The organism is Paenarthrobacter sp. GQ52, assembly GCF_059759005.1.
Genome location: NZ_JCAXEJ010000001.1, coordinates 120,035 through 146,889, shown reverse-complemented (window position 1 = coordinate 146,889; position 26,855 = coordinate 120,035). Strand labels below are relative to the sequence as shown.

Genomic DNA, 26,855 nt, shown 5'->3' with positions numbered 1-26,855 from the left:
GGCAGAGCCACTCCGCGGGCAAACCTCAGCGAACAAACCGCAGCGTTACCAGCTGGAAAGGCCGGAGCACCAGCTTGACCACGCGCCCCTCCTCCACAGCCACTCCGGGGGCTTCCGAGGGGCGCTCCAGCAAGTCCGTGGCAGATGCATCAGAGCACTCAAAGTTGGCCGTTAGGAGGCCCGTTGAGCGCTCCCCCAACGACTCGTAAAGCCGGACAATAACATCGCTCGAACCGTCTTCGGCCAGCTTGACAGCCTCCACCACGATTGCCGGATTGGACACGGAAAGCAGCGGTTCCACGGGCCTTTCGCCAGAGATGAACCTCGGCTTCAGGTTGGTGCGGTAGCCCTCTTCCACGGCATCGGCGATCGCAGCGCCCGGCCTGATGGATACCTCAAGTGTGTGACTTCCGCGGTCTGCTTCCGGGTCCGGGAACCGGGCGGAGCGAAGCAGCGAGGTGCGGACCGTCGTCGTGGTTCCGCCATCGGCACGGACGGCCCTGGTGACGTCGTGCCCGTAGCTTGAGGAGTTGCTTACTGCAACGCCGTAGCCGGGCTCGGCGACGTGGATCCAGCGGTGGGCGCAGATCTCAAACTTGGCCGCTTCCCAGGATGTGTTGGTGTGCGTCGGCCGGAAAACGTGACCGAACTGGGTTTCCGACGCTGAACGATCCGCCCTGACATCCAGCGGGAAAGCGATCTTGAGCATCTTTTCTCGTTCCTGCCAGTCCACCGTGGTGGCGATCCCCAACGACGCCGCACCGGCGTCGAGAGTCAGGCGTTGGGTGATGGTCGAGGCACCCACCTTGCGTTTGACCACGACGACGACGCCGACCGGCGAACGCTCAACATCGACGCCATCCGCTTGGGTCAGTGGTGTGACGTTTCGGCGATAGAACTCTTCGATGTCCCAGGCGTCCCACTCGTTTGGAGTGTCCCTGAAAAGCTCGAGCAGGTTCCCGGCCTGTCCTGGAGCGATGGCGTCGCGGCCGCTGGCGTGGTCAATCAGGGACGTCAGCAGGCCGTCCTGGTTCAGGACCGCGCGGATGATGCCGTTGTCCAAGACGTAGCCGTCCTCCAGCTCGTCCAGCTGAACACTGGAATCCGGCGTCGTTGCCTGGGCCGCACCCAATGCAGGCACGCCGCTGCGCTGATGCGGCGCGGCGTTCAAGAGGAACTGCTGATCCCCCTCACCTACCAAGGCCTGAGCGGCCTGGTTGATGATGTCCTCGAGATTCCTGGCTATGGCCTCGTAGTTGCGCTCCGCATCCTCGTGGACCCAGGCGATGGAGCTGCCCGGAAGGATGTCGTGGAACTGCTGGAGCAGGACCAGCCGCCAGAGACGTTTGAGTTCGTCCGCGGGATAGGAATATGCCGCACCGAGCCGGACAGCGGCAGTGGCACACCACAGCTCGGCCTCACGCAGGAGGTGTTCGCTCCGACGGTTGCCACGCTTGGTCTTGGCCTGGCTCGTGTACGTTCCACGGTGCATTTCCAGGTACATCTCACCCACCCAGACCGGGAGATTGCTGTACTCGGCCTCGGCTTTCGTGAAGAAGTCCTTGGCAGTGCCCATGCGGACCTTCGGGGAGCCTTCCAAATCCGCCGTACGATGCGCAGCGGCAACCATTTCGCGCGTCGGTCCGCCACCGCCGTCGCCGTAGCCGAACGGCACCAAGGACATGGTCCCGCGGCCGTGCTCGCGATAATTACGCTGTGCATGCGCCAATTCACGTCCGTGCAGTTCAGCGTTGTAAGTGTCCACGGGCGGGAAGTGCGTAAACAGCCGCGTGCCGTCGATGCCCTCCCACGCAAAGGTATGGTGAGGCATCCGGTTGACCTTGTTCCAGGAGATTTTCTGCGTGAGGAACCAGCGCGAACCGGCTTCCTTGACGATCTGAGGAATGGCACCGGAATAGCCAAATGAATCGGGAAGCCAGGCTTCCTGGCACTCGATATCGAACTCGTTCAGGAAGAAACTCTTGCCTTCCACGAACTGGCGGGCCATGGCCTCGCCGCCTGGCATATTGGTGTCTGATTCCACCCACATGCCGCCCACCGGAACGAACTGGCCGGCCTTCACTTTTTCCCTGATGCGCACAAAGAGCTCAGGGAAGAACTCTTTCATCCATGCCATTTGCTGGGCCGAAGAGCAGGAGAAGACGAAGTCCGGGTCTTCATCCATCAAGGCCACCACGTTGGAGAAAGTACGGGCACATTTGCGGATGGTTTCGCGGACGGGCCACAGCCAGGCGGAGTCGATGTGTGCGTGGCCGGTAGCCAGGAGTTCATGGGCGGACGCGTAGGCGGGACGGCTGAGGACCTGCGTCAGCTCTGCACGGCCTGCGGCAGCGGTTCCGGCAATGTCGTCCGGATCCATAATGTCCAGCATGCGTTCAAGCGCGCGCAGGATCTCATGGCGCCGGGGCATGTCCATGGGAAGTTCGTGCATCAAGCCGCTGAGGGTCCAGATGTCCTGGTTGAGTTCCCACACGGTTTCGTTCAGTTCAGCGATTGCTATGCGGCCCAGGCGGTACCGGGGCTCCTCGCCGGAGGTGGCCTTATCCCCCAACGATGTGGGGGCGAAGGACCATCCTTGCGCTACATCCGGGTTGGAGGCAGCCTCCACATAGAAGTCAACGGAGTGCCCTCCGCCCAGAAGCTTGAGCGGAACGTGGAAGTTCCTGGGCGAGATCGCCTTGATGATGCTTCCATCGGAGCGCCATGCGGTGCCTTCACACTGAAACCCCGGGACATCGCTGTTGAAGCCAAGATCGACGATGATCTCCACAGTGGTGGAATCCGTCATTCCCCAGTCCTGCGGCACCTCTCCCTGGAGGCGCAGCCACTTGGTGCTCCAGGCCTTGCCCCACGCGGCACCGGGCTCCTGCGGAGTGAAAACCTGGCGCAGCGCTTCCGCGGCGGGCACGGGTTCGCCCGGCGCGTCCCAGCTGCTGAGCTGAAGCGGAATCGCCCTGCCGTAAATGGCCGGAAGAATGCGTTCCCGAACAAATCGGTCGAGACGCTGTTCAGTGATCCGGCGGTCGTCGTGCAATTAATTCCCCTTTGGGCGTTCGCTGGGTGACAGGGCTTGTTACCGCGCCCCGAGAATGCTGGGCACGGGCGGCGAATCTTGGGTCGCCGTGCTTCCAATCGATGGATAAAATCTACGTTGTTCCAGCTCAATAGCCAAGTGATTGCCGGCTATCCCCCACGGCTTGCGGGTCCGTTTGAGCATCTTCTGCGACGATTCTGTCCCGCCCGGCATACACATTGAGGCTGAGCCCGCGGCTGAAACCGGCCAAGGTAATCCCCGTTTCCTCCGCCAGTTCCGCCGCAAGGCTGGAGGGTGCGCTCACAGCCGCCAATACGGGTATTCCTGCCATGGCAGCCTTCTGGACGAGCTCAAACGAAGCCCGGCCCGAAACCTGAAGGACAGTCCCCTTGAGGGGCAACATACCCGCCCGCAAGGCCCAGCCCACCACTTTATCCACGGCGTTGTGCCTGCCCACGTCCTCCCGGAGGCAGAGCAGCTCCGCAGTGCCGTCGTCGTGGATCCTGAAAAGGCCGGCAGCGTGCACGCCACCGGTCTTGTCAAAGACCGCCTGCGCCTCACGGAGGCGGTCCGGCAATGCGGCGAGCGCCCGTACCGGAACAGTGATGCGGTCTTCCTTGGGGCTGTGGTGCGAGGACTTGCGAACGGCATCGATGGAGTCCGTGCCGCAAATTCCGCACGAGCTGGAGGTGTAGACGTTGCGGCCGGTGTCGGGTAGTTCAACGTCAGGCCGAAGCTGTGCATCCACCACGTTAAAGGTCTGCACCCCGTTCTCGTCCTCACCAGCGCAGAAACGCTCCGAGACCAGCTGTCCCCGCTCCCACACGATCCCTTCCGAGACCAGGAATCCCGCAACGAGGTCGAAGTCGTCTCCGGGGGTCCGCATGGTCACGGAGAAAGACATGTCACCCAAGCGGATCTCCAGCGGTTCCTCCACGGCCAGGACATCTTCCTTGAAGCGGATGGGATGCTCCAACGCCTGCGGTGAGCCATCCAGGACAAACTTGTGGACCTTACGGCGCTGGGTTACTCGTCCCATATCAGGATCCGTTCTCCTCATGCTTCACGAAGCGCACGGTCATTGCTTTGTAGCCGGGGGTGTTGGATTCCCGGGCAACCAGTTCCCGATGCACCAGGGCGTTGGCCTCCGGGAAGTACGCTGCGGCGCATCCTTTGGCCGTGGGGTACCCGATGAGGCGGAACTTGTTGGCACGGCGCTCCGTCCCCGCGAAAGTAGAGATGACATCCACCAGGTCACGGTCCTCGAAGCCCAATTCCTGCAGGTCACCAGGATTGACCAGGATCACCCGGCGGCCGTCCGAGACACCGCGGTACCGGTCATCCAGGCCGTAGAACGTGGTGTTGTATTGGTCGTGGCTGCGGACAGTCTGGAGGATCAGATGGCCTGCCGGTGCCTCAAGGTACTCAAGCGGCCGAACGGAGAAACGCCCCTTGCCGATGTCCGTGGCAAAGGTACGGGTATCCCTGGGAGGGTTGGGGAGGACGAAGCCGTTCTTGGTGCGGACCCGGGCGTTGAAATCCTCAAAGCCCGGAATGACGCGGGAGATATGGTCGCGTATCACGTCGTAGTCCTCGGCCATGGCACGCCAGTCCACACTGTGGCTGTCCCCCAGCGTCGCTTGGGCCATTCGTGCCACAATCACCGGTTCGCTCAGGAGGTGTTCTGAAACAGGCTCCAGCCGTCCCTGCGTTTTGTGGATGACGGACATGGAATCCTCCACCGAGAGGAATTGCTTGCCTTTGGGGTGCTTGTCATCAGTGTCCGTCCGGCCAAGCGTGGGCAGAATCAGGGACGTCTTGCCGTGGACGATGTGTGCCCGGTTGGGCTTGGTGGAGATGTGGACGGTGAGTCCCGCCTTCTTCAGGCCATCTTCCAATGCGACCGTGTCCGATCCCGCCGCCGCGAAGTTTCCACCCATCGAGACGAAGACATCCACTTCGCCCTTTTCCAGGGCGTGCTGGGTTTCCACTGAGTCATAGCCGTGATCCCGGGGCATGTGGAAGCCGAACTCCTTGTCCAGCGCGGCCAGGAAGGATTCCTTGGGTTTCTCCCAGATGCCCATGGTCCGGTCGCCCTGCACGTTGGAGTGGCCGCGGACGGGACAAGCGCCGGCTCCCCGCTTGCCGAAGTTGCCCTGCAGCAAAAGCAGGTTGATGATCTCGCGGAGCGTATCCACAGAGTGCGGTTGCTGGGTCAATCCGAGCGCCCAGCAGATGATGGTTCCCTTCGACTCCGCCATCATCCCGGCTGCGTTGGTGATCTCTTCCCGGCTCAGCCCTGTTGCGCGTTCCGTCTCAGCCCAGTCCAGCACCGAACGGGCTTCCTTATAGGCTTCGAAGCCTTCGGTCTGCTTCCCGATGAAGGAATGGTCGACGACGGTCCCTGGTTTGCGTTTCTCTTCCTCCAGGAGCAGGTGGCCCAGCGCCTGGAACAACGCGAGATCGCCGCCCACTTTGATCTGCAGGAACTCATCTGCGATGGTGGTGCCGCCGCCGATAACACCGTTGAGGGACTGGGGGTCCTTGAAGTTCAGGAGGCCGGCTTCGGGAAGCGGGTTGACGGCGATGATTTTTCCGCCGTTGTTCTTGCAGTCACGGAGGGCGGACAGCATGCGGGGGTGATTGGTTCCCGGGTTTTGGCCCACAACCAGAACCAGCTCCGCATGGTGGATGTCCTCCAGGGAAACAGTGCCTTTGCCGATTCCGATGGTCGGGTTGAGGGCGCTGCCGGAGGACTCGTGGCACATGTTGGAGCAATCTGGAAGGTTGTTGGTGCCGAGGCTCCGCGCGAACAACTGGTACATGAAGGCCGTCTCGTTGGCCGTCCGGCCGGAGGTGTAGAACACACACTTGTCAGGTGTGGTGGCGTTGATGTGTTCGCCGATCAAAGCGAAGGCGTCAGTCCAACTGATCGGAGAATAGTGGGTGTCGCCTGGTTTGATGACAACCGGCTCGGAAAGTCTTCCTTGGCTTCCCAGCCAGTACTCCGTCTTGTCCTCGAGGTCCGCAAGGGAATGCTTCGCCCAGAATTCGGCACCTACTGTCCGGGTGGTGCTCTCCTCGGCGATGGCCTTGGCGCCGTTCTCGCAAAACTCTGCGGGGCTGCGCCTGCCGGTGATCGATTCCGGCCATGCACACCCAGGGCAGTCAAAACCATCATGCTGGTTGACCCTGAGCATGGAACGGACCGTGCGGGTCACTCCGGCTTGGGCGTAACCTCGTTCAAGGGCAACCGTGACAGCTTTAAGGCCTGCCGCGGCTTGTTTGGGCGGGTGGATTTGCAGGTCATCTTCGTTGATGTCCTGTTCTGGAGCATGCCTGTTCATGAGTCCATCATTGCACTTTGTCCTCAGTCCAGAATCCGCTCAAGGCGCCCCTCAAGCGTCCAACGCGCTCCAGTCAACCGGTCCGGAAGGAGCCTTCCTCTGTTGCCGGGGCGCGGCTTTTCGGGCCTTGTCCTCCGGCGCCTTCGGCACGGGCAGCGGTTTCCCCCAAGGCAATGCGAACGCTGGCACCATCTCGCCTAACTGGACACCGTGGGGCGGCACCACCATCACACCGTGTGCGCCCGCCAAGCCACGCATCATTCCGGGACCTGCATGCTGCGCCGGCGACGCCAGCCCGTACACGAGCTTGAACGGCATCAAGCGGGTCCGTCCGGGGTCGGCGTCGATAGTGGTGCCACAGGGAACCTCACCCACTTCTTCCAAGCGACCGTGGCCCAAAGCAGCCAGAAGCGGGCCCCCGACGGTAAACAAGGCCATCATCGCGGCGAGCGGATTCCCCGGCAGCCCCAACACAAACCGGCCATCAGGCAGCTCCGCCAACACGGCAGGATGGCCCGGCCGCATCGCGATGCCATCGATCAGCAAACTGCCTCCCAGCTCAGCCACGGCTTTGCGGAGGTGGTCCGTTCCCGAGCGTCCCGTTCCGCCCGTAGTAACAACGACGTCGGCAGGGGCCTCCGCTTCGATGTACGGTTCGTCCGGTGTCAGTTCATCTGCTGAGGGCTCTGTGTCCCGAAGTGCGGCAATCCACTCCTCGTAGCTGTCGCCCACCTTGAGCTGCTCCCCTGCTATACCGCCCAAGAGCCCGACGACGGCACCCAGCTGCGGGCCGAAGGTGTCCCTGACCTGCCCGGGCATGGGAACACCCCGTGCCACGACTTCCGAACCCGTCAGGAGGAACCGGACCAACGGTTTTCCGAGGGCTTCCACGTGGTCCAAACCCGCCAGCGCTGCCAAGGCAATATGCGCCGGATTCAATACTGTGCCGGCTTTCAACAGGACGTCACCCTCAGCGGCCTCTTCTGCAGCTTTACGAATGTGTTGGCCGTTGCGGGGCTCGCCCGGTTTGGCGGTGCCGCCCAGCGCAAGAACCGGCAGGCCGTCGTCGTCCGTGGTAATAACGCCGCTCTCGCTGCGCAGAACAGCCTTGGCACCGGGCGGTATCAGACCGCCGGTGACAATGGGACTCGCTTGGTGCGGTGCGAGCCGCTGCCCGGGCTCGGTCAGGATCCATGGGCCGCTGCCGTTGACGGCCCACCCGTCCATGGCCGACGAAGCATAGTGGGGCATGTCCTGCAGGGCCAGGGCATCGGACGCCAGGGTGCGGCCGAGTGCGGAGCTGAGCGGCACGGGCCCCGGCGGAATGGGAGCAGCAACATCGAACGCGCGCTGCCGGGCCTCCTGCCACGTGTGTGCCGCGTGATGGCCCTCGTTGGGGGCCGCCGTCATTCCGGGTCAGTCCCGGACTCCGAGTACTCCTTGGCTACTTTGCGGGCCAGTTCCAGGGCAGCGTTCATGGACGCATCATCGCTGGCCTGACCGATCCCCCGGGCCATGCCTGCCGCGTATCCGGCAATGAACGTAGTCAGGGGCGCGGCGGGGCGCACCACTGAATGTGCTGCCACCCCAGCAACCGCGAGTACCTCGTTAACGTCCACTTCCACGCCCTCAAGCTCGAAAGCCTGCAGCAGTGTGCGGCACCATTCCTCGAGCGTCTCTTCCTGGCTCTTCACGTCCGCCTCCAACTCGTAGTTAATGCCCAAAGCCGCGGCGTCCTCCCACGTATCCACGTCATCCGTGGACCCCGCGGGGACGTCAACGTCCAGCACGTTCAGCCTAGCAAGCAGGCGGAACACTGAAGAGTTCGTTAACCCCGAGCCTCCGGAAGCTACGGCCACTTCCCTTTCCAACGCAGCTGTACTGTAGGCGCCCAGGAGTGGCTGCTTCCGTCCGTCAGGAGAGACAGCCATGGCTCCTTCCACGTTTGGACTGGATGCGAGGGCAGCCCAAAGAAGGTCTACGCCGCGGGAAGCGTGCGGCATATCGCATGCCAGCACCAGGGTCCACGGGGTGCTCGGACTATTCTTCAACGCAGCCAGGCCGGCCGCGATGGCCGCAGCGGGACCGGCGAAGACCGGTTCTTCCCGTGCCCGCAGAACGCCGGCCGGTAGTTGCGTGCTTTCCGACCCGACCGGAACGTCCGGTCCCACCACCACCACAGCCGAAGCACCCCGGGCCGCCTGCAGGGCATGGGAAAGGAGGGTGCCGCCGTCGTACTCCAACGATGGCTTGGGCACGCCCCCGAGACGGGTGGCCCGGCCACCCGCCAAAATCACGGCATTGAACTCCATCCGCCCAGATTACCCGGGACGGCTGGAGACCAGCAGAAATCGATCAGGCAGCGGATTCCGGCAACAGGAACGGGTCCCAGTCCGGCGCAGGTTTCTCGAGTTCTTTGATCTGCCACATGGTTCCCTGGGGCACGCCGGGCTTGAAACGGAGATTCCAACCCATCTCTGCCAGCGTGTGGTCGCTCTTGGCGTTGTTGCATTTCAAGCACGCCGCAACCAGGTTTTCCCAGGAATCCGCGCCGCCCCTGGATTTGGGGTGGACGTGGTCTATGGTGTGGGCTGTTTTCCCGCAGTAGGCGCAGCGATGGCCGTCGCGGCGAAGTACCCCGCGGCGACTCACGGCGGTAATCCTGTTGTACCGGGGACGGATGTAGCGGTTGAGGAGGATCACGGAAGGTCTTCCGAGTATCTCCTGTGGCCCGACGACAGGCTCGTCGCCTTCGGCCACCACGCTAGCTTTCCCAGTGAGCACAAGGACCAGCGCCCGGCGGAATGTTATTACCGCCAGCGGTTCATATCCAGCATTCAGAACGAGTGTGCGCATGCACGTACCTCTTCACGGCCGCACCCGTCAGGGGCACGAGGGCCGGCTGCCCTCTGCATGTACGGGCTGTGGATCGACAACATAAGGGTAAGCACTTATATGCCGTATCAACGAATTTTTCCGTCGTTTCGCGTGCAGTGTCGGCAAGAATTCATGCGCGGTTAAAGGATGTGGCGGAAAATCAAAGGGCCACTTGGTGTGCCGCCACCACCTACTTTGAGGGGCATAACCGCCCCGACACACGTGATTTGCGGCGAGTCGGGCGGCTTTCAGAACCAAAGTGGGTGGTGGCCGCACGCCCACTACTACGGGCATCCCACGAGCCGGCAAGGGTTAAAGCAGAACACCCCGCCGGCCAAAGCCAGCGGGGTGCTCTTACGCGATGTGGATCAGCCGTTGACGCGGATGAAGACCGGGCCGGAGCCCACGTTGGCGCTGAACAGTGCCGTGGTGGATCCGTTCCATCCACCGTGAACTGCTTGGCCGTTGCCGACGTATACAGCGATGTGGGCCTGTCCGGCCAAACCGCCGTTGGCGTAGTAGGCGAGGTCGCCAGGCTGGGCTTCAGCTGCACTCACGGTGCGGCCAAGGGAGAGGTAGCCAGCGGGCCAGTCGTGGAAGTTGATACCCACGGCGGCCAGGGAGTTGGTCACAAGCATGGTGCAGTCCTGGGTGACGCCGAGCTGGGCGTAAGCTGCAGCAGCGATAGCGGCACCGAGGCCGCTGGATGCGGCGGGAGCTGCCGGAGCGGGGGTCGCGTTGCTGACGGCAACGGTTGCATTGGCTGCCGGAGCTGCGTTGGCGGTAACCGCGGTTGCCTCGTTGCTCTCGACCTTGGCTTCAACCTTAGCCGGAGCTTCCTCGACTACTACGGGAGCCGGGGCTTCCACCGTTGTGACCACGGGGCGCTCGTAGGAGATGGCCACAGTGGAGTCCGCGGCGATGGTGGCCTGGACTACCGACTGCACGTCAAGAGTGGACGTGGACGTCGATTCGCGATCCACGTTGGTATCGGCAGCGTTGGCTGCGATGCCACTGGTCAGGACCAGGCCTGAAGCTGCGGCAATAACTGCTGCCTGGCGGCCAACGCCACCGGCGTTGTTGCTGACGGCCTTGGCGATGACGGCAAGCGAGCTGGTCTTGGGGGCCTCAGCGCGGTGCCGTGCAACCTTGTTTGCACTGGTCATGATTTTCTCTTTTCGTATCCGCATGCAGTTGGGGTGCACGCGGGTAGTGGGTTGGCCAGCATGTGGGGAATGCCGGCCGACCCCGAACCGGATTTTTCTAGCGGAGGGTGTAGAACGAGGAGGTGCCGGTGGACGCTACGGAGTGCAGCAGCGTTCCCTGGCCAGGGTTCAAAGCGCTGATCATCATGCCGTTGCCGACGTAGATGCCTACGTGGGCTCCGCCGTTCTGCATGACGAGGTCGCCGGGAGCAGGAGTGCTGGTGGGCGTCATGGCCGTCCAGGCGTTGACGCGGGGGATGCTGATTCCGGCCTGTGCGTAGACCCACTGGGTGAAGCCGGAGCAATCCCAACCGTTGGGTGTGGTTCCGCCCCAAACGTAGGGAGAGCCGATGCCGGTGTAGGCAATGGCGGCGAGACCGGAGGCAGCTGCACTGGAGGCCGAATCCTTGGCCTCGGAAGACTTCGCTGTAACTGCTTCCGCTGTTTCTTCGCTGGTGGCCGCCGCGCGCTCGGTAACCTGCGCTGCGCGCTGTACTACCTTGGGGGCTTCCAGGGTGGCCACGGTGGGGCTCTCGAAGGAGACAGTGGCTGTCGGTTCTGCGGTAATCACCGCGGTAGCAACCAGCTGTTGGGTGCTGGAGGCCTCCGACTTGGAAACGTCGGTGTCTGTTGCTTGTGCCGGCAAGCCGACGGTGAGGACGAGGCCTGAGGCTGCTGCAAGGACGGCGGCCTGGCGGCCCACGGTACCTGCGTTGGAGGAAACAGCCTTGGAAAGAGTGTTCAACGGGTTCGTGCGAACCGTTTGGGCGCGATGGCGCGCAGGGGTAGTGCGTGATGACACGTAGGTAGCCTCTCCCAATGCCTGCGAGGTGAGCTGTCGGATTCGGATGGGAGTCATCCGGCCGCGCTGCTTCCAAGGAAGCTTTTGCGACTTAACCCCAAGGCCTTCTTTCGAAGGCCAGAAGTGGTTCCCCCGCCCCTGCCAGACGATTTATGCGAACGGACCTTGAGCGGTGGCAGAGCTAGGCAATCCACTCAAGTGCACCGGCCCCCTAAAAAGCCGATGCGCTCTGTACGCTACAACACTTGAAAGCGAATGTCACATTCAGGTCACGGGGCGTCCCGCTAATGCGAGAGGCAACCATCAAATGGCTTAGAGCCAGCCCATGGGGTCTACAACTTCACCGTTGACCTGGACCTCGAAGTGGAGGTGGCAGCCGGTGGAAGCGCCCGTGGTGCCGCTCAGGGCGACGGTGTCGCCGCGGTTTACGGTCTGGCCTACCTGGACGGTGAAGGACGACAGGTGGTTGTACGTGGTCTCGAGGCCATTGCCGTGGTCAACGACAACGCGGTTGCCTCCGCCGTACTCGTGCCATCCGGCGAACGTCACCTTGCCGGTGGCCGCTGCATGCACAGCCGTGCCGCACTGGGCAACGAAGTCCTGGCCACGGTGGAAGTCACCTGCGCCACCCGTGAGGGGGCTGATGCGGTAACCAAAAGGGGATGCCGTGGTGAGCGTGTCCAGGGGGCTGGCCATGCTGCCAACGGACGAGGCCCGCTGGATGCTCTCAGTCGACTGCGCGCTGAGCAGCTGCTTCAGCTTCCCGTCGGGGTCGGCAGAAGTGGCGACGGCGGCGCGGCTGAAGTCGATCTTGGCTGACGCGGCGGCGGAAACCTCGGGCTGGCTGCCAGCGGGGGCGGCGACGGCGAGGGCAGACTCAGTCTGGCCTGATTCCGAAGTGGCCATGACGGGACTCGTGGCCGGCAGACCGACAGTCAGGGCAAGTCCGGTGGCGGCAAGCGCAACACCGGCCTTCTGCCCGACGCCGCTGGCAGCGGCGAAGTCGGCAACCTGGCGCAGCGGGCTCTTACGGCGGCGCACCTGACGCTCGGTGTCGCGAGGCCGGATCTCCGTTACGACGGTGGCTGGCCGCAGCTCAGCAGCGGGGCCGGACGCGCGGCGGCGACCCCTGACGTTCTGCGATGTCAAACTCTGTTCCTCTCTCAAAAGCCTGCGAAGTTAGCTGTCGGATTCGGGTCAGAGAGTACAAAGACCCGGTCCGCACGAGGCGCTCACGGCACACAGGTATCCCAAGAGGGACTTGCATACGTGGGCACTTCTGCTGCGGACTTCACCCCAAGGCTGCTTCTTTAGACAGCCGCTTGTGGTTCCCCCGCCTCTGCCAGTGGTGGGTGGCACACCTGATCCGCTGGCAGAGCTCGGCTCCGGATCAGGTAACGCTTTGGTATCAGCGCTAGTAGATAACTATAGGGGATTAAGGCTCTTGGTAATAAATTCGTTATCAACAGGAGCGGGGCAAGCGAAGGAGGCCCTTATCATCAATTTTGAAAAACCGCAGGTCACACGCGCGCCGAAGGCGCAAAAGTGAGGTTTGACACTGTGCTGGCCCGGTGCCGGTCAGCTGAGGGAGACGAAGACGTGCGCAGCAACTTCAGGAGGTAGCTCCAAGGCGCCCTCGATACCCGGGACGCGGACCGAGATGTACTCACCGACGCGCTCCAGCGACACTGTTGCGCCTGGACGGATTCCGCCCTCATCCAACTGGGTGAGAAGTTCCGGCTCGACTTGGATGGGCTCCGCAAGGCGGCTGACCACAACGCGGGAATCAGTGGCGTAGCCGTCCATGGCCTGCAGCAGATTGACATCCAGCCGGGGGAAGGGCTGGCTGGCGAGGCCACCAAGCGCCTCAAGCCCCGGGATGGGGTTGCCATAGGGAGACTCTGTGGGATGCTCCAGAAGCTCGTAAAGCCGGCGCTCCACGCGCTCACTCATGACATGCTCCCAGCGACACGCTTCATCGTGCACGTAGGCCCAGTCCAAGCCAATAACGTCGGCCAACAGGCGCTCCGCAAGGCGGTGCTTGCGCATGACCTCTGTGGCGCGTTTCCGGCCCACTTCAGTGAGCTCCAGGTGGCGGTCGTTGGACACAATCACCAGGCCGTCGCGCTCCATGCGTCCGATGGTCTGGGAAACCGTGGGTCCGGAGTGGCGCAATCGCTCGGCAATGCGGGCCCGGAGAGCCACTATGTTTTCTTCTTCAAGCTCCAAAATGGTCCGAAGATACATCTCAGTGGTATCGATCAGATCCGTCATCCAGCTCAGCTCTCCTCGAACGCAGTTCCTTGCGTAATCTCCACCGTACCGCGTCCCCAGCAAGGGCGGACGGTGTGCACCGCCGCCCCATGAACGCCAACCACCAGCCTAGCTTATTTGGAATTACTCTGGATAATTCCGGTCGCATCCGGTTCGTTTGCATTCCACGTGGCGGACTATGACGGCTGCAGGTTCCTGCGCCCGGGCCGTGTCAGGCAGAATTGGGGTGTCGAAGGGGCAGTTGATGCCCCATGCCACCTCCCATCTCTAGCCGACACCCATTGGAGCCCTACGTGAGCGACAACAGCATCACCATTCCCGCCGACCTGCTGCCCAAGGATGGACGCTTCGGCGCTGGACCGTCCAAGGTTCGCCCGGAACAGATCGAAGCGTTGTCTGCCGCATCGACCACCATCCTCGGCACCTCCCACCGCCAGGCTCCGGTCAAGAACCTTGTGGGTTCGGTCCGCGAAGGACTCAGCCAGTTCTTCCGCGCACCTGAAGGCTACGAGGTTGTCCTCGGCGTTGGCGGCTCCACGGCGTTCTGGGACGTGGCTGCGTTTGGCCTGGTCGAGAAGAAGGCCCAGCACCTCTCATTCGGCGAGTTTGGCTCAAAGTTCGCTGCAGCTACCAACAAGGCACCGTTCCTTGATGCTTCGTCCATCATCAAGGCTGAACCCGGAACCCGCCCCGTGGCAGCGGCCGAAGCCGGCGTGGACGTCTACGCTTGGCCCCAGAATGAAACGTCAACCGGCGTGGCCGCGCCCGTAAAGCGCGTGCAGGGTGCCGACGAAGGCTCGCTGGTCCTCGTGGACGCCACCTCCGCTGCCGGCGGACTGGACGTTGACGTCGCCGAGTCGGACGTCTACTACTTCGCCCCCCAAAAGAACTTCGCCTCCGACGGTGGCCTCTGGCTGGGCCTGTTCTCCCCCGCCGCCCTGGAGCGTGCGGCACGGGTCAAGGCCAGCGGCCGCTGGATCCCGGACTTCCTGGACCTGCAGACCGCCATTGACAACTCCAAGCTGAACCAGACCTACAACACGCCTTCGCTCTCCACCTTGGTGACCTTGGACGCGCAGGTGCAGTGGCTCAACAGCAACGGTGGCTTGGACTTCGCCAGCAAGCGCACGGCAGACTCCGCCAACCGTATCTATTCCTGGGCGGAGGCCTCGGAGTACGCAACGCCCTTCGTCACCAACGCCGAAGACCGCTCCAATGTCATCGCCACCATTGACTTCGATGACTCCATTGACGCCGCAGCCATTGCCAAGGTCCTGCGCGCAAACGGCGTCGTGGACACCGAGCCGTACCGTAAGCTCGGCCGCAACCAGCTGCGCATTGCCACGTTTGTGGCCATTGAGCCGGACGACATTTCCGCGCTGCTCGCGAGCATCGATTACGTCGTGGGCGAGCTGAAGAAGTAGCACCACGGGCCTTGGTCGGCGTCGTGCGGGTAGCTCCCGGACGGCGCCGCCGCCGTTTAAGGCGCGTTATGCGCCCTGCCGGCCTGCGCCGTCGTCGTCCGCCTCCGGACGGGAAAGCAGCGACTCCACCCGAAAGTGCTTCAGTCCGCGGGCCCGGCGGTCAAAGCGGAGCCGCAACTGTTTCGCGCGGATAATCCACAGCAAACCCACGACGGCGGTGCTGACGCCGGCAACCGCTGCAACGCCGACCGCCCATCGAGGGCCACCGACGTTGGCCACCAAACCCACGAACGGTGCACCGATGGGAGTGCCGCCCATGAAAATGGCCATATAGAGGGACATGACCCGCCCTCGCATGACAGCCTCGGTGGTGGATTGCACGTAGCCGTTGGCGCTGGTGATCAAGGTCAGGGCGAACAGGCCACAGGGAACCAAAGCGAGCCCGAAGAGCACAGCGTTGGGTGCCAGGGCGGCCAAGGCGCTGGCCACGCCGAAGCCGCCGGCCGCCCCGAAGATCAACCTGAGACGCGGCCTTCCGCGTCGGGCAGCCAACAGTGCACCGGTCACCGACCCGATGGCCATGACCGAGTTCAACGCTCCGAACGCGCCGGCGTCCATGCCGAACTGGGTCCCCACCATCGCGGCGATGAACAGGGGGAAGTTGAGTCCGAAAGTGCCCACAATAAAGATCGCCACCAGGACCACCTGAATATCCGGCCTGTTCCTGACGTAGCGCAACCCCTCCCGGATGCGCCCTTTACCCGCCGCCGCCCTGGGCTGGATGCGGAGCGACGATGCGGGAATGAGTTTGAGCGCCCAGAGCATGGCCACGAAGGACACGGTATTGATGAGGAACACCCAGCCGGGGCCCACCACCACCGTCAGCACACCGGAGACCGCGGGCCCGATCATCCGGGCCACATTGAAGGAGGCACTGTTGAGGGCCACCGCGTTGGGGAGGTAATCGTCGGTGACGAGTTCGGAGACGAAAGTTTGTCGGACCGGAGCGTCCAGGGCGGTCACGATTCCCAGGAGCAAGGCAAAGAGGTAGACATGCCAAAGTTCGGCGATGCCCAGCAGTACCAGCACGCCCAACCCCGTGCTGAGGAGGGCCATGGCCACCAGGGTGAGGAGAAGCAGCTTCCGTCGGCTATATCGGTCGGCCAGTAACCCCGCCCACGGAGCAAGGAAAAGCTGGGGCCCGAGTTGGAGGGCCAAAGTAATGCCCATGGCACCGGCGTCATGCGCTGTCAGGTGGTCAAAGACCAACCAGTCCTGCGCCGTGCGCTGCATCCACGTGCCGATGTTGGAGATCAGCGCACCGAAGAACCAGATGCGGTAGTTGAGGATTCCGAGTGACCTAAAGGTGGACATCAGCGTCCGCCTTCACTGTGGTCACCCCGGGTTTCCGCAACGCCTATTCAGCCCCGGCTTCGTCGCCGTCATCATCGTCATCGTCATCGTCATCCGAGTCAGCGTCATCGGAGTCGGCGTCAGCCGGTACGGTGGCTTCGTCTTCGGCCGCCTGCACGGACTCTTCCGAAACTTCCTCAACTGTCTCTTCGACCAGCGGCGTCTCATCCTCGGGGCGGACGCGCTTGGCCCACGGCACCCATTCGGGAGCCAGGATCGAGTCCTCGGAGGGCAGCAAACCGAGCTCGCTCACGGTCACGATCTTGGAGCGCGAGTTACGGGTCACCACGGCATACCACTGCCAGCCGCCGTACCCGGCGAGCCGGGATTCGAACAGGTGGGTCACCACGCGGTCGCCCTCCGACTTCGCCCCAAGGTGCGCCCCGACTTCGCCCGGGTTGGCTATGCCTTCAACTGCCTCACGTGCAGTATCGACGGCGGCAGCCAGGAACGCGTCCGGCTTACCGGTGCGCCACGCGGGCAAACCGATGCGGGACTTGGCCGCGACGGGCTTCCGCGCGGGGGCGTCCCCGTTTCCAGGAGCCTGGGCAGCGCCGGGGCCTACCTTGGTGTCCTGTGCGGATTCCGATGTCATGGCCGGTCCTAGGCTTCCAGCTCGTCGGCAACCTTGCGCAGCGCCATGCTGATTGCCTTGGCCTTGTTGCCGTCGGGGTACTTGCCTGAAGACAAGGAGCCGGAGAGGTTGTCCAGTACGGTGACCAGGTCCTGCACCATAGGAGCAAGGTCCCTGGCGTTCATGCGCTTGGCCTTGGCAATGGACGGTGTCTTCTCCAGGACACGGAGTCCCAGAGCTTGTGCTCCGCGGCGGCCGTCAGCCACACCGAACTCCACGCGGGTTCCGGCTTTGAGCTCCGTTACGCCCGCGGGCAGGGACGTCTTGGGCAGGAATACTTCCTGGCCGTCTTCAGCCGCGAGGAATCCGAACCCTTTTTCCTTGTCATACCACTTGACCTTGCCGGTAGGCACGTAATCAACCTTCTTCGTTCTTGCTTTTGGGAGACACGTCGGGCACTCACCGCATCCACAGGGATCTGCGGGATCGAGGGTGACAGCCCGGTCCGTGTTGGTCTGTTCCTTCAAGGTTATCCTGCCTGACCCCCTATTCCCGCTTTGCCGCGACCACGCGCTACGCGAACAGGACGAGAGCCGCAGCAATGAACCGCCTTCGCGTGCGGCTGCTAGCGTTGTTGGCATGACTTCCCCGGGTTACCGCCGCCCCATCATGATCATCGCTGCCGTCATTGCCGTCATCTCTTTGGCTGCCGTCGGCACGGTCATGGCTGTGGCGTTCAACGGCGGCGTGCCGCCGGTGTGGGTGACGTGGACGGCCCTTTACGGACTGCCCGTGGCCTTCATGCTCGCGGTAATCCTGGTTGTTGACTCCGTACGCCAACGCCGCCGACAGTAACCTCCTGACCCGGTGACGGGCACGAGCGGCCCCGGGGCGGTAACGTTGGATTGATGTCCCTTATACGCGCGCTCAGCAAGGAACTCGAAGCGCGCAGCGACAATTCGCTGCGGGCCTTGTTTGCCGCGCGACCAGACCTGATCTCCCCCATGGCTCCCGACTTCCCGGCTTTGGCTGCCAGGGCTAGCGCCCGAGTCAGTGTCCAGAGGGCTTTGGAGCGGTTGAACAAGCCTGAAATGCAGGTCCTGGAAACACTTCACCTGTGCACCAATGCCGATACCGGCCACAGTATTTCCGCGGCCGGGTTGAAGAAGGTCATTGCCGGTTCCACCCTTTCGGCGCTGGACCCCATCCTCGCCAAATTGCAGGAGTTGGCGCTGGTACACAGGGCAGACCCACCCGCTGGCTCGCCGGCAACGTCGTCCCGTCAGCGCTTCTACCTTCCCGTGGGCAGCCTCAAGGACGTCATCGGCATCTACCCGGCAGGGCTCGGACGCAGCTACACCGAACTTGTACGGCTCCAACCGGCCTTTGCCCAGCGGGTAGTGCAGTTGGTGGCCGAGCTACATCAAAGCGGCGCGGGCATCCACCCCGCCAGCACTCCGATGGACGCAGCCTTGGCATTGCAGCGTTGGACTTCCTCTCCTGAGAACCTTCGTGCCATCCTCGCCACGGCGCCGGAGCGGACGGTGGGCTTGTTGGACAAGTTCGGCAGTTGGGCCATGGGCGCGGTACCCCAGGCACAGCGCCGGGCGTCGGTCACCCACGAAAGCCACGACGTCGGGCCTATCGATTGGCTGTTGGCGCGCGGCTTGCTGGTCCCGCTGGACGCCGGCCACGTGGAGCTGCCCCACAGTGTGGGTCTTGCCTTGCGCGGAGGCGCGATCGTGGATGATTTCACGCTGGCGCCACCTGTTCCGGAGCTCGGCCATACGAGTGCCGCCCTGAGACGCAACGCGGCCATGGGGGCCATTGCCGAAATTCTTCGGCTGACTGCCGAGCTGTTGTTCGCCGTCCGGGAGCAACCCTTGGCTACCCTCCGTAGCGGCGGTGTTGGTGTGCGCGAGCTGCGGCGTTTGGCGGAGTCGATCCGGTTGGGCGTCCATGAGACGGCCGTCCTCTTGGAATTGTGCGCCATGGCCGGGCTGCTCCGCTTGGATGTGGACAGCTCCACGTGGATTCAGCCGCCGACGCTTGAATGGCTTAATCTGCCGAGGCAAGAACAGTGGCTGTGGCTGGTCAACGCCTGGCTGGCGAGTGAGCGGGCACCCTCCCTGGTGGGACAGCCGCTCACTGGTCCGTCGGCCTCGGCCTCCCACCAAGGCGCAGCCGGCACCACCATCAACGCCTTGTCCGCGGAAGCGCAGCGGCCCGACGCCCCGGTGGTACGCCGCCGGGTCCTGGAAATCCTCAACGAGCTCACCGTGGAGGCCGCAGCACCGGATGGAAAGGCACCCGTTTTGGATGCCCGAGCCGTCCTGCAGCGTGCAGAATGGGCGCAGCCGCGGATGTCCCGACGGTTCAGTTCCCTGGTCCGCGGCATCCTGGAGGAAGCCACGCTCCTGGGGCTGATGGGATCGGGTGCGTTGACCCAGCTGGGTTCGGCCATCGCTGACGGCCAACCGGACAAGGCCATGACCATCCTCGGCGAGCATTTGCCCGCCGCCGTGAACCACATCCTCCTCCAGGCCGATCTCACGGCTGTGGCGCCCGGCTACCTCGCGCCGGAACTCAGTGAAACCCTCCTGTTGATGGCCGATGCAGAAGGCCAGGGCCCAGCATCGATCTACCGGTTCTCTGCCAGCACCATTCGCAGGGCGCTCGACGCCGGACAGGATGCGGAATCGCTGCTGGCGTTTCTCCGTGAGCATTCCGCCACGGACGTACCCCAACCATTGGAGTACCTTGTCCAGGACACGGCCTCCCGGCATGGCCGCCTTCGTGTCGGCACGAGTGCCAGCTTTATTCAGAGCGACGACGAAACAGCCATCACCGATCTCCTCCGCGAGGCCCGGACGTCAGCCTTGAGCCTGGTGCGCATCGCCCCCACTGTCCTCACTTCCTCTGCCAGCCCGCGCGAAACGGCGCGTGTCCTGCGCGAGCTGGGCCTCTCACCTGCCGTGCAGGAGGCTGAACCCGCCGTCGTGCGTTTCAAACGGACCACGGCAGTGCCAGGCAGCGCCAGGCCGGTTTATACGGCGCCCCGAACAGCACCGCCGGACGACGACGTCGAAGCACAGCTTTCGGTCCTGCGGCAACACCGCGCGGCTCCGGCCGAAGCGACGGGCGAGACGGCCACCCAGCTCGGCTTGGAGACGCTACAAACGGCAATCCGGCTTAAACAGGCCGTCACCATGAACGTGGTGGACAGCTTGGGGAATGCCAACACCGAAACCGTTGTTCCTGTATCCGTCTCCGGCGGGCGTGTCAGGGTTTTCGATCCCGCCAAGGACACCGAACGGGTGTTGTCCATCCACCGCATCATCGATGTGGAACCCGCAGGAGAACTGCGTTCATGAAGAGGATTAAACAGTGACCGACGGTCCGCTGATCGTACAAAGTGACAAGACCATCCTGCTGGAGGTCGACCATGAGCTGGCTACGGAGGCCCGGCACGCAATCGCCGCCTTCGCCGAGTTGGAGCGCGCTCCGGAACACATGCACAGCTACAGGCTGACGCCGCTGGGTCTCTGGAACGCCCGGGCGGCAGGGCTGGATGCGGAGCAGGTGCTGGATACGCTGCTGAAGTACTCCCGTTTTCCCGTGCCGCATGCGCTGCTGGTCGATATCGAAGAGACCATGTCCCGCTACGGCCGGCTCCGGCTTGAAAAGGATGCACAGCACGGTCTGGTGATGAGGACGGACGATTACCCCGTCTTGGAGGAAGTCATCCGTGCCAAGAAAATCGCTCCACTGCTGGGGCCTCGGATCGACGGCGAAACCGTGGTGGTGCATTCGTCCCAGCGTGGACAGTTGAAGCAGCTGCTCCTCAAGTTGGGCTGGCCCGCAGAGGATCTTGCCGGCTACGTTGACGGTCAACCGCACCCCATCATGCTGGACGAAAGCAACTGGCAACTGCGCCCGTACCAAAAGCTGGCCACGGAAAACTTCTGGGCCGGCGGCAGCGGCGTCGTCGTGCTTCCCTGCGGTGCGGGAAAAACACTGGTGGGTGCGGCAGCGATGGCCACGTCCTCCACCACCACGCTGATCCTGGTCACCAACACCGTCTCTGCCCGGCAGTGGAAGGATGAACTGCTCAAGCGGACGTCCTTGACCGAAGACGAGATCGGCGAATACTCCGGCGCGGTCAAGGAAGTCCGGCCGGTCACCATCGCTACTTATCAAGTCCTGACCACAAAGCGCGGTGGCCTGTACCCGCACCTGGAACTCGTTGATGGGCACGACTGGGGCCTCATCATCTATGACGAGGTGCACCTGCTCCCCGCCCCGATCTTCCGGATGACCGCGGACCTCCAAGCCCGCCGTCGGCTCGGCCTCACGGCAACGTTGGTTCGGGAGGACGGCCGGGAAGGTGAGGTGTTCAGCCTCATCGGGCCCAAGCGCTACGACGCACCGTGGAAGGACATCGAGGCGCAGGGTTACATCGCGCCCGCCGACTGTGTTGAAGTCCGCGTGGACCTACCCCGCGACGAACGGGTGGCCTACGCCATGGCAGATGATGCCGATAAATACCGGCTCTGCGCTACTTCGGAGACCAAGACAAAACTGGTTGAAGAACTTGTGGCAGTCCATAAGGGCGAGCAGTTGCTGGTGATAGGCCAGTACATCGACCAACTCGATGAGATCGCCGAACGGCTTGACGCTCCCCTGATCAAGGGCGAAACCAGCGTCAAGGCACGGCAGAAGCTCTTCGACGCGTTCCGCAAGGGCGAGATCCACACGTTGGTGGTGTCCAAGGTGGCCAACTTCTCCATCGACCTCCCCGAAGCGTCGGTCGCCATCCAGGTCTCAGGTTCCTTCGGCTCACGGCAGGAAGAGGCCCAGCGGTTGGGACGCCTCCTTCGTCCCAAGCAGGACGGCCGTGCGGCCAGGTTCTACTCCTTGGTAGCGCGGGACACGCTGGACCAGGATTTCGCCGCGAAACGCCAAAGGTTCCTGGCCGAGCAGGGCTACGCGTACAGGATCATGGACGCCAAGGACGTTGGCAAGGACGTTGGACAGGAACAGTAGGCAGCCCCCGCCGGAACAATAATCCGCAGGCTCTTGCTATTCATCTCCAGCAACTTTACGATTCCAAGTGAAGCTCTCCGCCCTTTATGGTTGCCCCTGGTCCAGGCAACCAGGCGGCCAGCCGTCGGCAGTGGGGGAAGCCCGCAGCCAGGGAGCCGACGGTTTGAAGGCCTAGAAGAATCTGTGAATTGATTACCAGAGGATTCCCCATGCGCAAAGCCCTCCTGGTCCTCTCCGCGATCGTCCTGCTGTCAGCACTCGCACAGCTGTTTTTCGCCGGATACTTCCACTTCCAAAACACCATCGAAGCCCAGCGTGAAGCTGGCGTCTACCATGCCGTCAATGGCCAATATGTGCTGCGATACTCAGCATTGCTGGCAGCGATCGTAGCAGCGATCGCCAAGGTGGGGTCCCGCACCATCTGGTTGGCCGCGGGCATCTTCCTGCTGACCTGGCTTCAACTTTTCATCTTCATCATCGGCGGCATGCTGACCGGTTCCTCACCGGAATTCATCACTCCGGCAGGCTCGTGGGTAGTCTCCATCCACCCGATAGTTGGCGTGTTGATGATCTTCATGTCCTATTGGTTGTTCAAGCGTGCCCGCGCGGCAGCCCTCAACCCTCAACCGCTGCCTCCCAAGGCTGCCTCCTCGGATGCTTCCACATCCTCCAGCACAGCGTGAGCACTTGCAGCTGTGAACACCTCGCAGCTGCTGGCGGTGGACCTGCTACTGTCCGTGCTTGCGGCCAGCGCGTGGATTGCCGCTGCTTGGATGACCGCGTCGTTGAGCGACAAGCCGCGCCGGAGTGACCTTGGGCTGTTGTTAGTGGGTATAGCCGTCGCAGTGACAGTGGGACGGTACGCATTGCTTCCCGCTTTGGTGGCGGGCAGTTGGTGGTTTGCCAGCGAACGCATAACCATCAATGTGCCTCTGACCGCCATCCCCGCGGCTTGGGCCGCGGCGGCCGGTGTTCCGTTCTTGCTGAGGAGGCGGAACACCGGCCCCAAACCTGCTTCACAAGATCCGCGACGATCCCGCGAGTGGGCGGTGCTGGCAATCATCGCAGCTGCCGTGTCAGCTGTGGCATCACTCGCCCTGACATTGCTCCTGGGGCCATTCCCGGCTCCTTGGAGCCTTGTGGTGCTGCTGTTCATGGTGACAGCGTCCGTGCTGATCGCCAAGCTCGCACTGTTTTCGCCACGACCTTCGTCGAGAGGCGGTACGCAGTTAAACACGGCCGTTCGGACAGGACGTCGAGGCGGCGCTTCTCCCGTCGGCATGCGTCCGACGGCGGCTACCGCGGTTGCAGGACTCATGATCTGTACGGCTTTGGGCTCCGGAGTCTTTGCCTGGCTTGGGAGCCGGTCCGCCGACGGCGCAACGATCGCTGCCGCCGTCGCGCATCACGGCGGTGCCGACGTCGTGGTGACGGATCCGACGTCGGTCAACAGCCTGGTCGGCGAAACCCCCGCCAACGCTGTGGTCCGGCACTACGAACTGACTGCCCGTGTGGAACAAGTAGTGCTGCCATCCGGGCAAACCACGGAGGCGTGGACTTACGGCAGCCTTCCGGGTCCAGCCCTGGAGGCCCAACTCGGCGAAGTGATGGAGGTGCAGCTGACCAACCGTGATGTGAATGCCGGCGTGACCCTTCATTGGCACGGTTACGACGTTCCCAACGCCATGGATGGAGTGGCCGGGGCGACGCAGGACGCCGTTATGCCCGGGGAATCCATGACCTATCGCTTCCTTGCCGCCCAGGCAGGCACCTACTGGTACCACACGCATCAAGATTCAGCCGAGGGGGTCCGCAAGGGCCTCTACGGCACGTTCGTTGTGCACCACCCTACTTCGCCCCGTGCCGACACGGACGTTGTGGTGGCCGGGCATGACCTCAGCGGTCTGGGGTTGCTGGGCTCCTCAGACCGTGCCACCGTGCATACTGCTACCCCTGGCTCAAGCGTGCGGGTCCGGCTCATCAACACCGATTCCGTGCAGCAGCGATACCTCATCCAAGGCACGGCCTTCAGCGCCGTTGCGGTTGATGGAACCGAGGTGAACCAGCCGCAGAAAGTGACCCACAAACTGGTGCGGCTTGGCGCCGGCGGCCGGGTGGACATCGCCTTCACCATGCCTGACTCCACCGTCACCGTTCGTTCGGACGCTGCGGCCAATGCCGTCGTCGTCATCGCCCCGTCTGGCTCCGCCGTCGCGGATCAAGCAGCCAAACCCGAGGAGATGGTTGCGGAAAAGGCACCAGCAGGCGTTTACGTCACCATGCCCGTGCTGGACCTTTTGGAGTATGGCAAGCCCGTGGGCGGGGAACTGGATGGTGCTGGGAAGGCGGCAGAGCTCGTCCGGCCGATCACACGCGAAGAGGTGATGGTGCTTGACCGGCAGTTCCGATTTGTTGACGGGATTCCCCGGTACGCGTTCACCGTGAACGGGGCAGCATATCCGCTGGTTCCGTCCATCGAGGTTGCCGAGGGCGACACCGTAAAGGTGACGGTAGTGAACCGCACCTCCGAGCCGCATCCCATGCATCCCCACGGACATCACGTGCAAGTACTAAGCAGGAATGGCATAGCTCCAAGTGGATCACCGCTCATCCTGGACACCGTGGATGTGTTGCCGGGCGAAGTGTGGGAGTTGCTGCTTCACGCCGATAACCCGGGCATCTGGATGGACCACTGCCACAACTTGGACCACGCCGCCGAGGGGATGATGATGCTGCTGAAGTACCACGGTGTGTCATCGCCGTTCGTGCACGGCGGACACTCCAACAACCGGCCGGAGTGAGCTGGTCGGGCCGAGTGAGCTGGATGGGAGGCTTGTGCCTCAGGCGACCATCCGGCTGGTGACCTCAATTTTGACGTGGTCCACCACGGCCCAGCCGTCCTGATCGCGGAGTTGGGCACTGGCGAACCGCTCGGCTGCGGCCAGATCCTCAAAATCCTCTCGCCGGATGCGGCCGGAATCGGTGTCCAGGTACGTCACGTGGAACTCGACGTCACTGTCACGGTGCTGGTGGATGCTTGCGGGAGCTGCTGTGTTTGCCATGTTTAAAGTGTGGAGCGGGGCACTGACATTTTTAGAAGCATCCGTGGGCGTGTTCGGATTCCGATCACCCAAGACTTCCACCACCCAAGACTCCCACCGCTTCAGGGTTTCCGCAGATACAGCGCTGAAACGTCACGGACGGTTTCGCTGAGCACATCAAGCACACGGGACGCCGTTCGCCAGCGTTGCCAGTAGAGCGGCACATCGATGGGATGATCGGGGGCGAGCTCGATCAGCCTGCCGTCGGCGATTTCCGGTCCGCATTGAACTTCCGGGATTAGCCCCCAGCCGAGTCCCAAACGGATCGCGTCGCCGAAGTCCTGGGACGCCGGGACGTAATGACGCGGTCCTTTCCGTTCCGGAAGCGGCTCACCCTCAGCCTTGAATGCCGACTGCACAAAGGCCCACTGGTACGTGTCCTTGCGGTCGAAGTCCACGGTGGTGGCGGCATTGAGCGCGGCACCGGTCAAGCCGCTTCCCGAGTCCAGTCCCTCCCCCAATTCCGGGAACCAACGGTCCACAAAATGCGGTGCCGCAACCGCACGGTACCGCATCACCCCGAGGCTCTCCACCCGGCACCCTTGCACAGGCTCTGGCGTGGCGGTGACGGCAGCCATGACCGTTCCTGAGCGCAGCAACGAAGTGGAGTGTTGTTCGTCGTCCCGGTGAAGGTCGAAGGTGACATTGAGGTCTGCGGGAACCTTGGCCAACGCTTGGAGGAACCACACCGCCAGCGAATCCGCGTTGACCACGATCGGCACAGCCAACTGCGCCCCGTCGGCGCCCAAGCCCATTTCCCGCCCGGCGTCAGCTTCCAGTTGTGCCACCTGCCGCGCAAGTCGCAGCACAACCTCGCCTGCTTCAGTAGCTTTGGCAGGGTTGCTGCGTTGCAACAGCACGCTGCCAGTCGACTGCTCGAGCGCCTTCAACCGTTGGGAGACGGCCGAAGGCGTGATGTGAAGCAAGCGCGCAGCAGCGTCCAGCGTGCCCTCGGAGAGGACGGTAGCAAAGGTCAGCAGCTGCTCGGAGGGAAAGTGGGGCATAAGAGCATCTTATGTTGCGTGAGAATCTTTAGCTGGTCTAAAGAGGAGGATGAACGTAATTTTCAAGGGTGAACCTTACTGACTTCTTCCACTCCGCAGGCCTGGGCATGGCCACCGGGCTCGCCCTCATCGTCGCCATCGGAGCCCAGAACGCTTTCGTACTCCGGCAGGGAATCCGCGGCGAGCACATCGTCCCTGTCGTGGCGGTATGCGCGTTAAGCGACGCCGTCCTTATCGCTGCCGGAGTCCTTGGCACCGGCGCCCTTATTACGGCAGCTCCGGACGCCGTCGTCGTTCTTCGCTACGTGGGGGCAGCCTTCCTGGTGACGTACGGCGTCATGGCCGCCCGCCGGGCGTTGCGCCCGCAATCACTGAAAAGTGAAGGGCCGGTCCACGATGGCGCAAAGCGCAGTCTCACTGCCGCCGTCACCACCGTGCTGGCACTGACATGGCTCAACCCGCACGTCTACCTGGACATAGCCCTCCTGGGCTCGATAGCCAGCGCTCAAGGAGCGCAACTGCAATGGTGGTTCGGTGCCGGGGCCATGCTGGGCAGCATCGTGTGGTTCGCCTCCCTTGGATTCGGGGCACGCTACCTCCGCGGTTTCTTCGCCCGGCCACTGTCTTGGCGATTCCTGGATGGCGGCATCGCAGTGACCATGGTGGCGCTGGGAACCGGGCTAGCGTTGGGGGCCTGAACCCGGACAAATTAACTGGACGCAGCCACGCAGTC

Annotated in this window: 22 protein-coding genes and 2 riboswitches; of the genes, 7 read left to right on the top strand and 15 right to left on the bottom strand. The window is 63.2% G+C overall.

Annotation, left to right across the window (positions count from 1 at the left end; genetic code table 11):
* Positions 1 to 25: 25 nt before the first annotated feature.
* The 10 genes from AC6CH8_RS00670 to AC6CH8_RS00625 all read right to left on the bottom strand — a co-directional run bounded on the left by AC6CH8_RS00670 (position 26) and on the right by AC6CH8_RS00625 (position 13,560).
* Positions 26 to 3,055, bottom strand: coding sequence for an alpha-mannosidase (locus AC6CH8_RS00670; protein ID WP_498188248.1), 3,030 nt, complete (start codon positions 3,053 to 3,055; stop codon positions 26 to 28).
* A 127-nt stretch (positions 3,056 to 3,182) separates the two neighbouring features.
* Complete coding sequence (gene fdhD, locus AC6CH8_RS00665; protein ID WP_498188247.1) at positions 3,183 to 4,094, bottom strand: formate dehydrogenase accessory sulfurtransferase FdhD; 912 nt, start codon at positions 4,092 to 4,094, stop codon at positions 3,183 to 3,185.
* 1 nt (position 4,095) lies between these two features.
* Positions 4,096 to 6,402: an FdhF/YdeP family oxidoreductase gene (locus AC6CH8_RS00660; protein WP_498188246.1), complete on the bottom strand. Its 2,307-nt coding sequence runs from the start codon at positions 6,400 to 6,402 to the stop codon at positions 4,096 to 4,098.
* 51 nt (positions 6,403 to 6,453) lie between these two features.
* Entirely contained in the window at positions 6,454 to 7,812 is a 1,359-nt protein-coding gene (locus AC6CH8_RS00655) for a molybdopterin molybdotransferase MoeA (RefSeq protein ID WP_498188245.1), read from the bottom strand.
* Positions 7,809 to 8,714: an NTP transferase domain-containing protein gene (locus AC6CH8_RS00650; RefSeq protein WP_498188243.1), complete on the bottom strand. Its 906-nt coding sequence runs from the start codon at positions 8,712 to 8,714 to the stop codon at positions 7,809 to 7,811. Before AC6CH8_RS00650 ends, AC6CH8_RS00655 begins: the two co-directional genes overlap by 4 nt.
* Before the next feature lie 43 nt (positions 8,715 to 8,757).
* Entirely contained in the window at positions 8,758 to 9,258 is a 501-nt protein-coding gene (locus AC6CH8_RS00645; RefSeq protein ID WP_091465723.1) for an HNH endonuclease, read from the bottom strand.
* 389 nt (positions 9,259 to 9,647) lie between these two features.
* Entirely contained in the window at positions 9,648 to 10,445 is a 798-nt protein-coding gene (locus tag AC6CH8_RS00640; RefSeq protein WP_420180308.1) for an NlpC/P60 family protein, read from the bottom strand.
* A 97-nt stretch (positions 10,446 to 10,542) separates the two neighbouring features.
* Positions 10,543 to 11,286 (bottom strand): C40 family peptidase, encoded by a 744-nt coding sequence (locus AC6CH8_RS00635; protein WP_243836700.1) that lies wholly within the window; start codon positions 11,284 to 11,286, stop codon positions 10,543 to 10,545.
* Positions 11,287 to 11,290: 4 nt separating this feature from the next.
* A riboswitch (cyclic di-AMP (ydaO/yuaA leader) is annotated at positions 11,291 to 11,453 on the bottom strand.
* Between the two features lie 145 nt (positions 11,454 to 11,598).
* Positions 11,599 to 12,435 (bottom strand): M23 family metallopeptidase, encoded by an 837-nt coding sequence (locus AC6CH8_RS00630; protein ID WP_091465718.1) that lies wholly within the window; start codon positions 12,433 to 12,435, stop codon positions 11,599 to 11,601.
* Positions 12,436 to 12,439: 4 nt separating this feature from the next.
* Positions 12,440 to 12,654: riboswitch (cyclic di-AMP (ydaO/yuaA leader) on the bottom strand.
* Positions 12,655 to 12,864: 210 nt separating this feature from the next.
* On the bottom strand, positions 12,865 to 13,560 hold the full coding sequence (locus tag AC6CH8_RS00625) for an iron-dependent transcriptional repressor DtxR (protein WP_091465717.1): 696 nt from the start codon (positions 13,558 to 13,560) through the stop codon (positions 12,865 to 12,867).
* A gap of 293 nt (positions 13,561 to 13,853) precedes the next feature.
* On the opposite strand from AC6CH8_RS00625, the gene serC reads away from it, so the two are divergent.
* A complete protein-coding gene (serC, locus tag AC6CH8_RS00620) occupies positions 13,854 to 14,984 on the top strand; it encodes a phosphoserine transaminase (protein WP_178994272.1) in 1,131 nt (376 codons plus the stop codon).
* Positions 14,985 to 15,050: 66 nt separating this feature from the next.
* On the opposite strand, the gene AC6CH8_RS00615 is transcribed toward serC, so the two are convergent.
* Genes AC6CH8_RS00615 through AC6CH8_RS00605 form a run of 3 tightly spaced genes read right to left on the bottom strand, consistent with a single transcriptional unit; the run spans position 15,051 to position 17,384 of the window.
* Positions 15,051 to 16,358: an MFS transporter gene (locus AC6CH8_RS00615; RefSeq protein ID WP_498188239.1), complete on the bottom strand. Its 1,308-nt coding sequence runs from the start codon at positions 16,356 to 16,358 to the stop codon at positions 15,051 to 15,053.
* A 43-nt stretch (positions 16,359 to 16,401) separates the two neighbouring features.
* Positions 16,402 to 16,992, bottom strand: coding sequence for a DUF3027 domain-containing protein (locus AC6CH8_RS00610; RefSeq protein WP_498188237.1), 591 nt, complete (start codon positions 16,990 to 16,992; stop codon positions 16,402 to 16,404).
* Between the two features lie 8 nt (positions 16,993 to 17,000).
* Positions 17,001 to 17,384: a cold-shock protein gene (locus AC6CH8_RS00605; RefSeq protein ID WP_011773749.1), complete on the bottom strand. Its 384-nt coding sequence runs from the start codon at positions 17,382 to 17,384 to the stop codon at positions 17,001 to 17,003.
* 226 nt (positions 17,385 to 17,610) lie between these two features.
* On the opposite strand from AC6CH8_RS00605, the gene AC6CH8_RS00600 reads away from it, so the two are divergent.
* From AC6CH8_RS00600 to AC6CH8_RS00580, 5 genes are all read left to right on the top strand, one after another.
* Positions 17,611 to 17,826, top strand: coding sequence for a hypothetical protein (locus tag AC6CH8_RS00600; protein WP_498188235.1), 216 nt, complete (start codon positions 17,611 to 17,613; stop codon positions 17,824 to 17,826).
* A 53-nt stretch (positions 17,827 to 17,879) separates the two neighbouring features.
* Positions 17,880 to 20,345, top strand: coding sequence for a helicase-associated domain-containing protein (locus AC6CH8_RS00595; protein ID WP_498188234.1), 2,466 nt, complete (start codon positions 17,880 to 17,882; stop codon positions 20,343 to 20,345).
* Positions 20,346 to 20,358: 13 nt separating this feature from the next.
* Complete coding sequence (locus AC6CH8_RS00590) at positions 20,359 to 22,017, top strand: DNA repair helicase XPB (RefSeq protein WP_498188232.1); 1,659 nt, start codon at positions 20,359 to 20,361, stop codon at positions 22,015 to 22,017.
* A 209-nt stretch (positions 22,018 to 22,226) separates the two neighbouring features.
* Positions 22,227 to 22,700 (top strand): hypothetical protein, encoded by a 474-nt coding sequence (locus AC6CH8_RS00585; RefSeq protein ID WP_178994263.1) that lies wholly within the window; start codon positions 22,227 to 22,229, stop codon positions 22,698 to 22,700.
* A gap of 12 nt (positions 22,701 to 22,712) precedes the next feature.
* Complete coding sequence (locus AC6CH8_RS00580) at positions 22,713 to 24,818, top strand: multicopper oxidase family protein (RefSeq protein WP_498188230.1); 2,106 nt, start codon at positions 22,713 to 22,715, stop codon at positions 24,816 to 24,818.
* Positions 24,819 to 24,857: 39 nt separating this feature from the next.
* On the opposite strand, the gene AC6CH8_RS00575 is transcribed toward AC6CH8_RS00580, so the two are convergent.
* Positions 24,858 to 25,079, bottom strand: a complete 222-nt coding sequence (locus AC6CH8_RS00575) for a hypothetical protein (protein WP_091465705.1) — start codon at positions 25,077 to 25,079, stop codon at positions 24,858 to 24,860.
* Positions 25,080 to 25,180: 101 nt separating this feature from the next.
* A complete protein-coding gene (locus tag AC6CH8_RS00570) occupies positions 25,181 to 26,122 on the bottom strand; it encodes a LysR family transcriptional regulator ArgP (protein ID WP_498188229.1) in 942 nt (313 codons plus the stop codon).
* 68 nt (positions 26,123 to 26,190) lie between these two features.
* Here AC6CH8_RS00570 and AC6CH8_RS00565 point away from each other — a divergent pair, with 68 nt between their 5' ends.
* Complete coding sequence (locus AC6CH8_RS00565) at positions 26,191 to 26,820, top strand: LysE/ArgO family amino acid transporter (protein ID WP_420180300.1); 630 nt, start codon at positions 26,191 to 26,193, stop codon at positions 26,818 to 26,820.
* Positions 26,821 to 26,855: the final 35 nt, after the last annotated feature.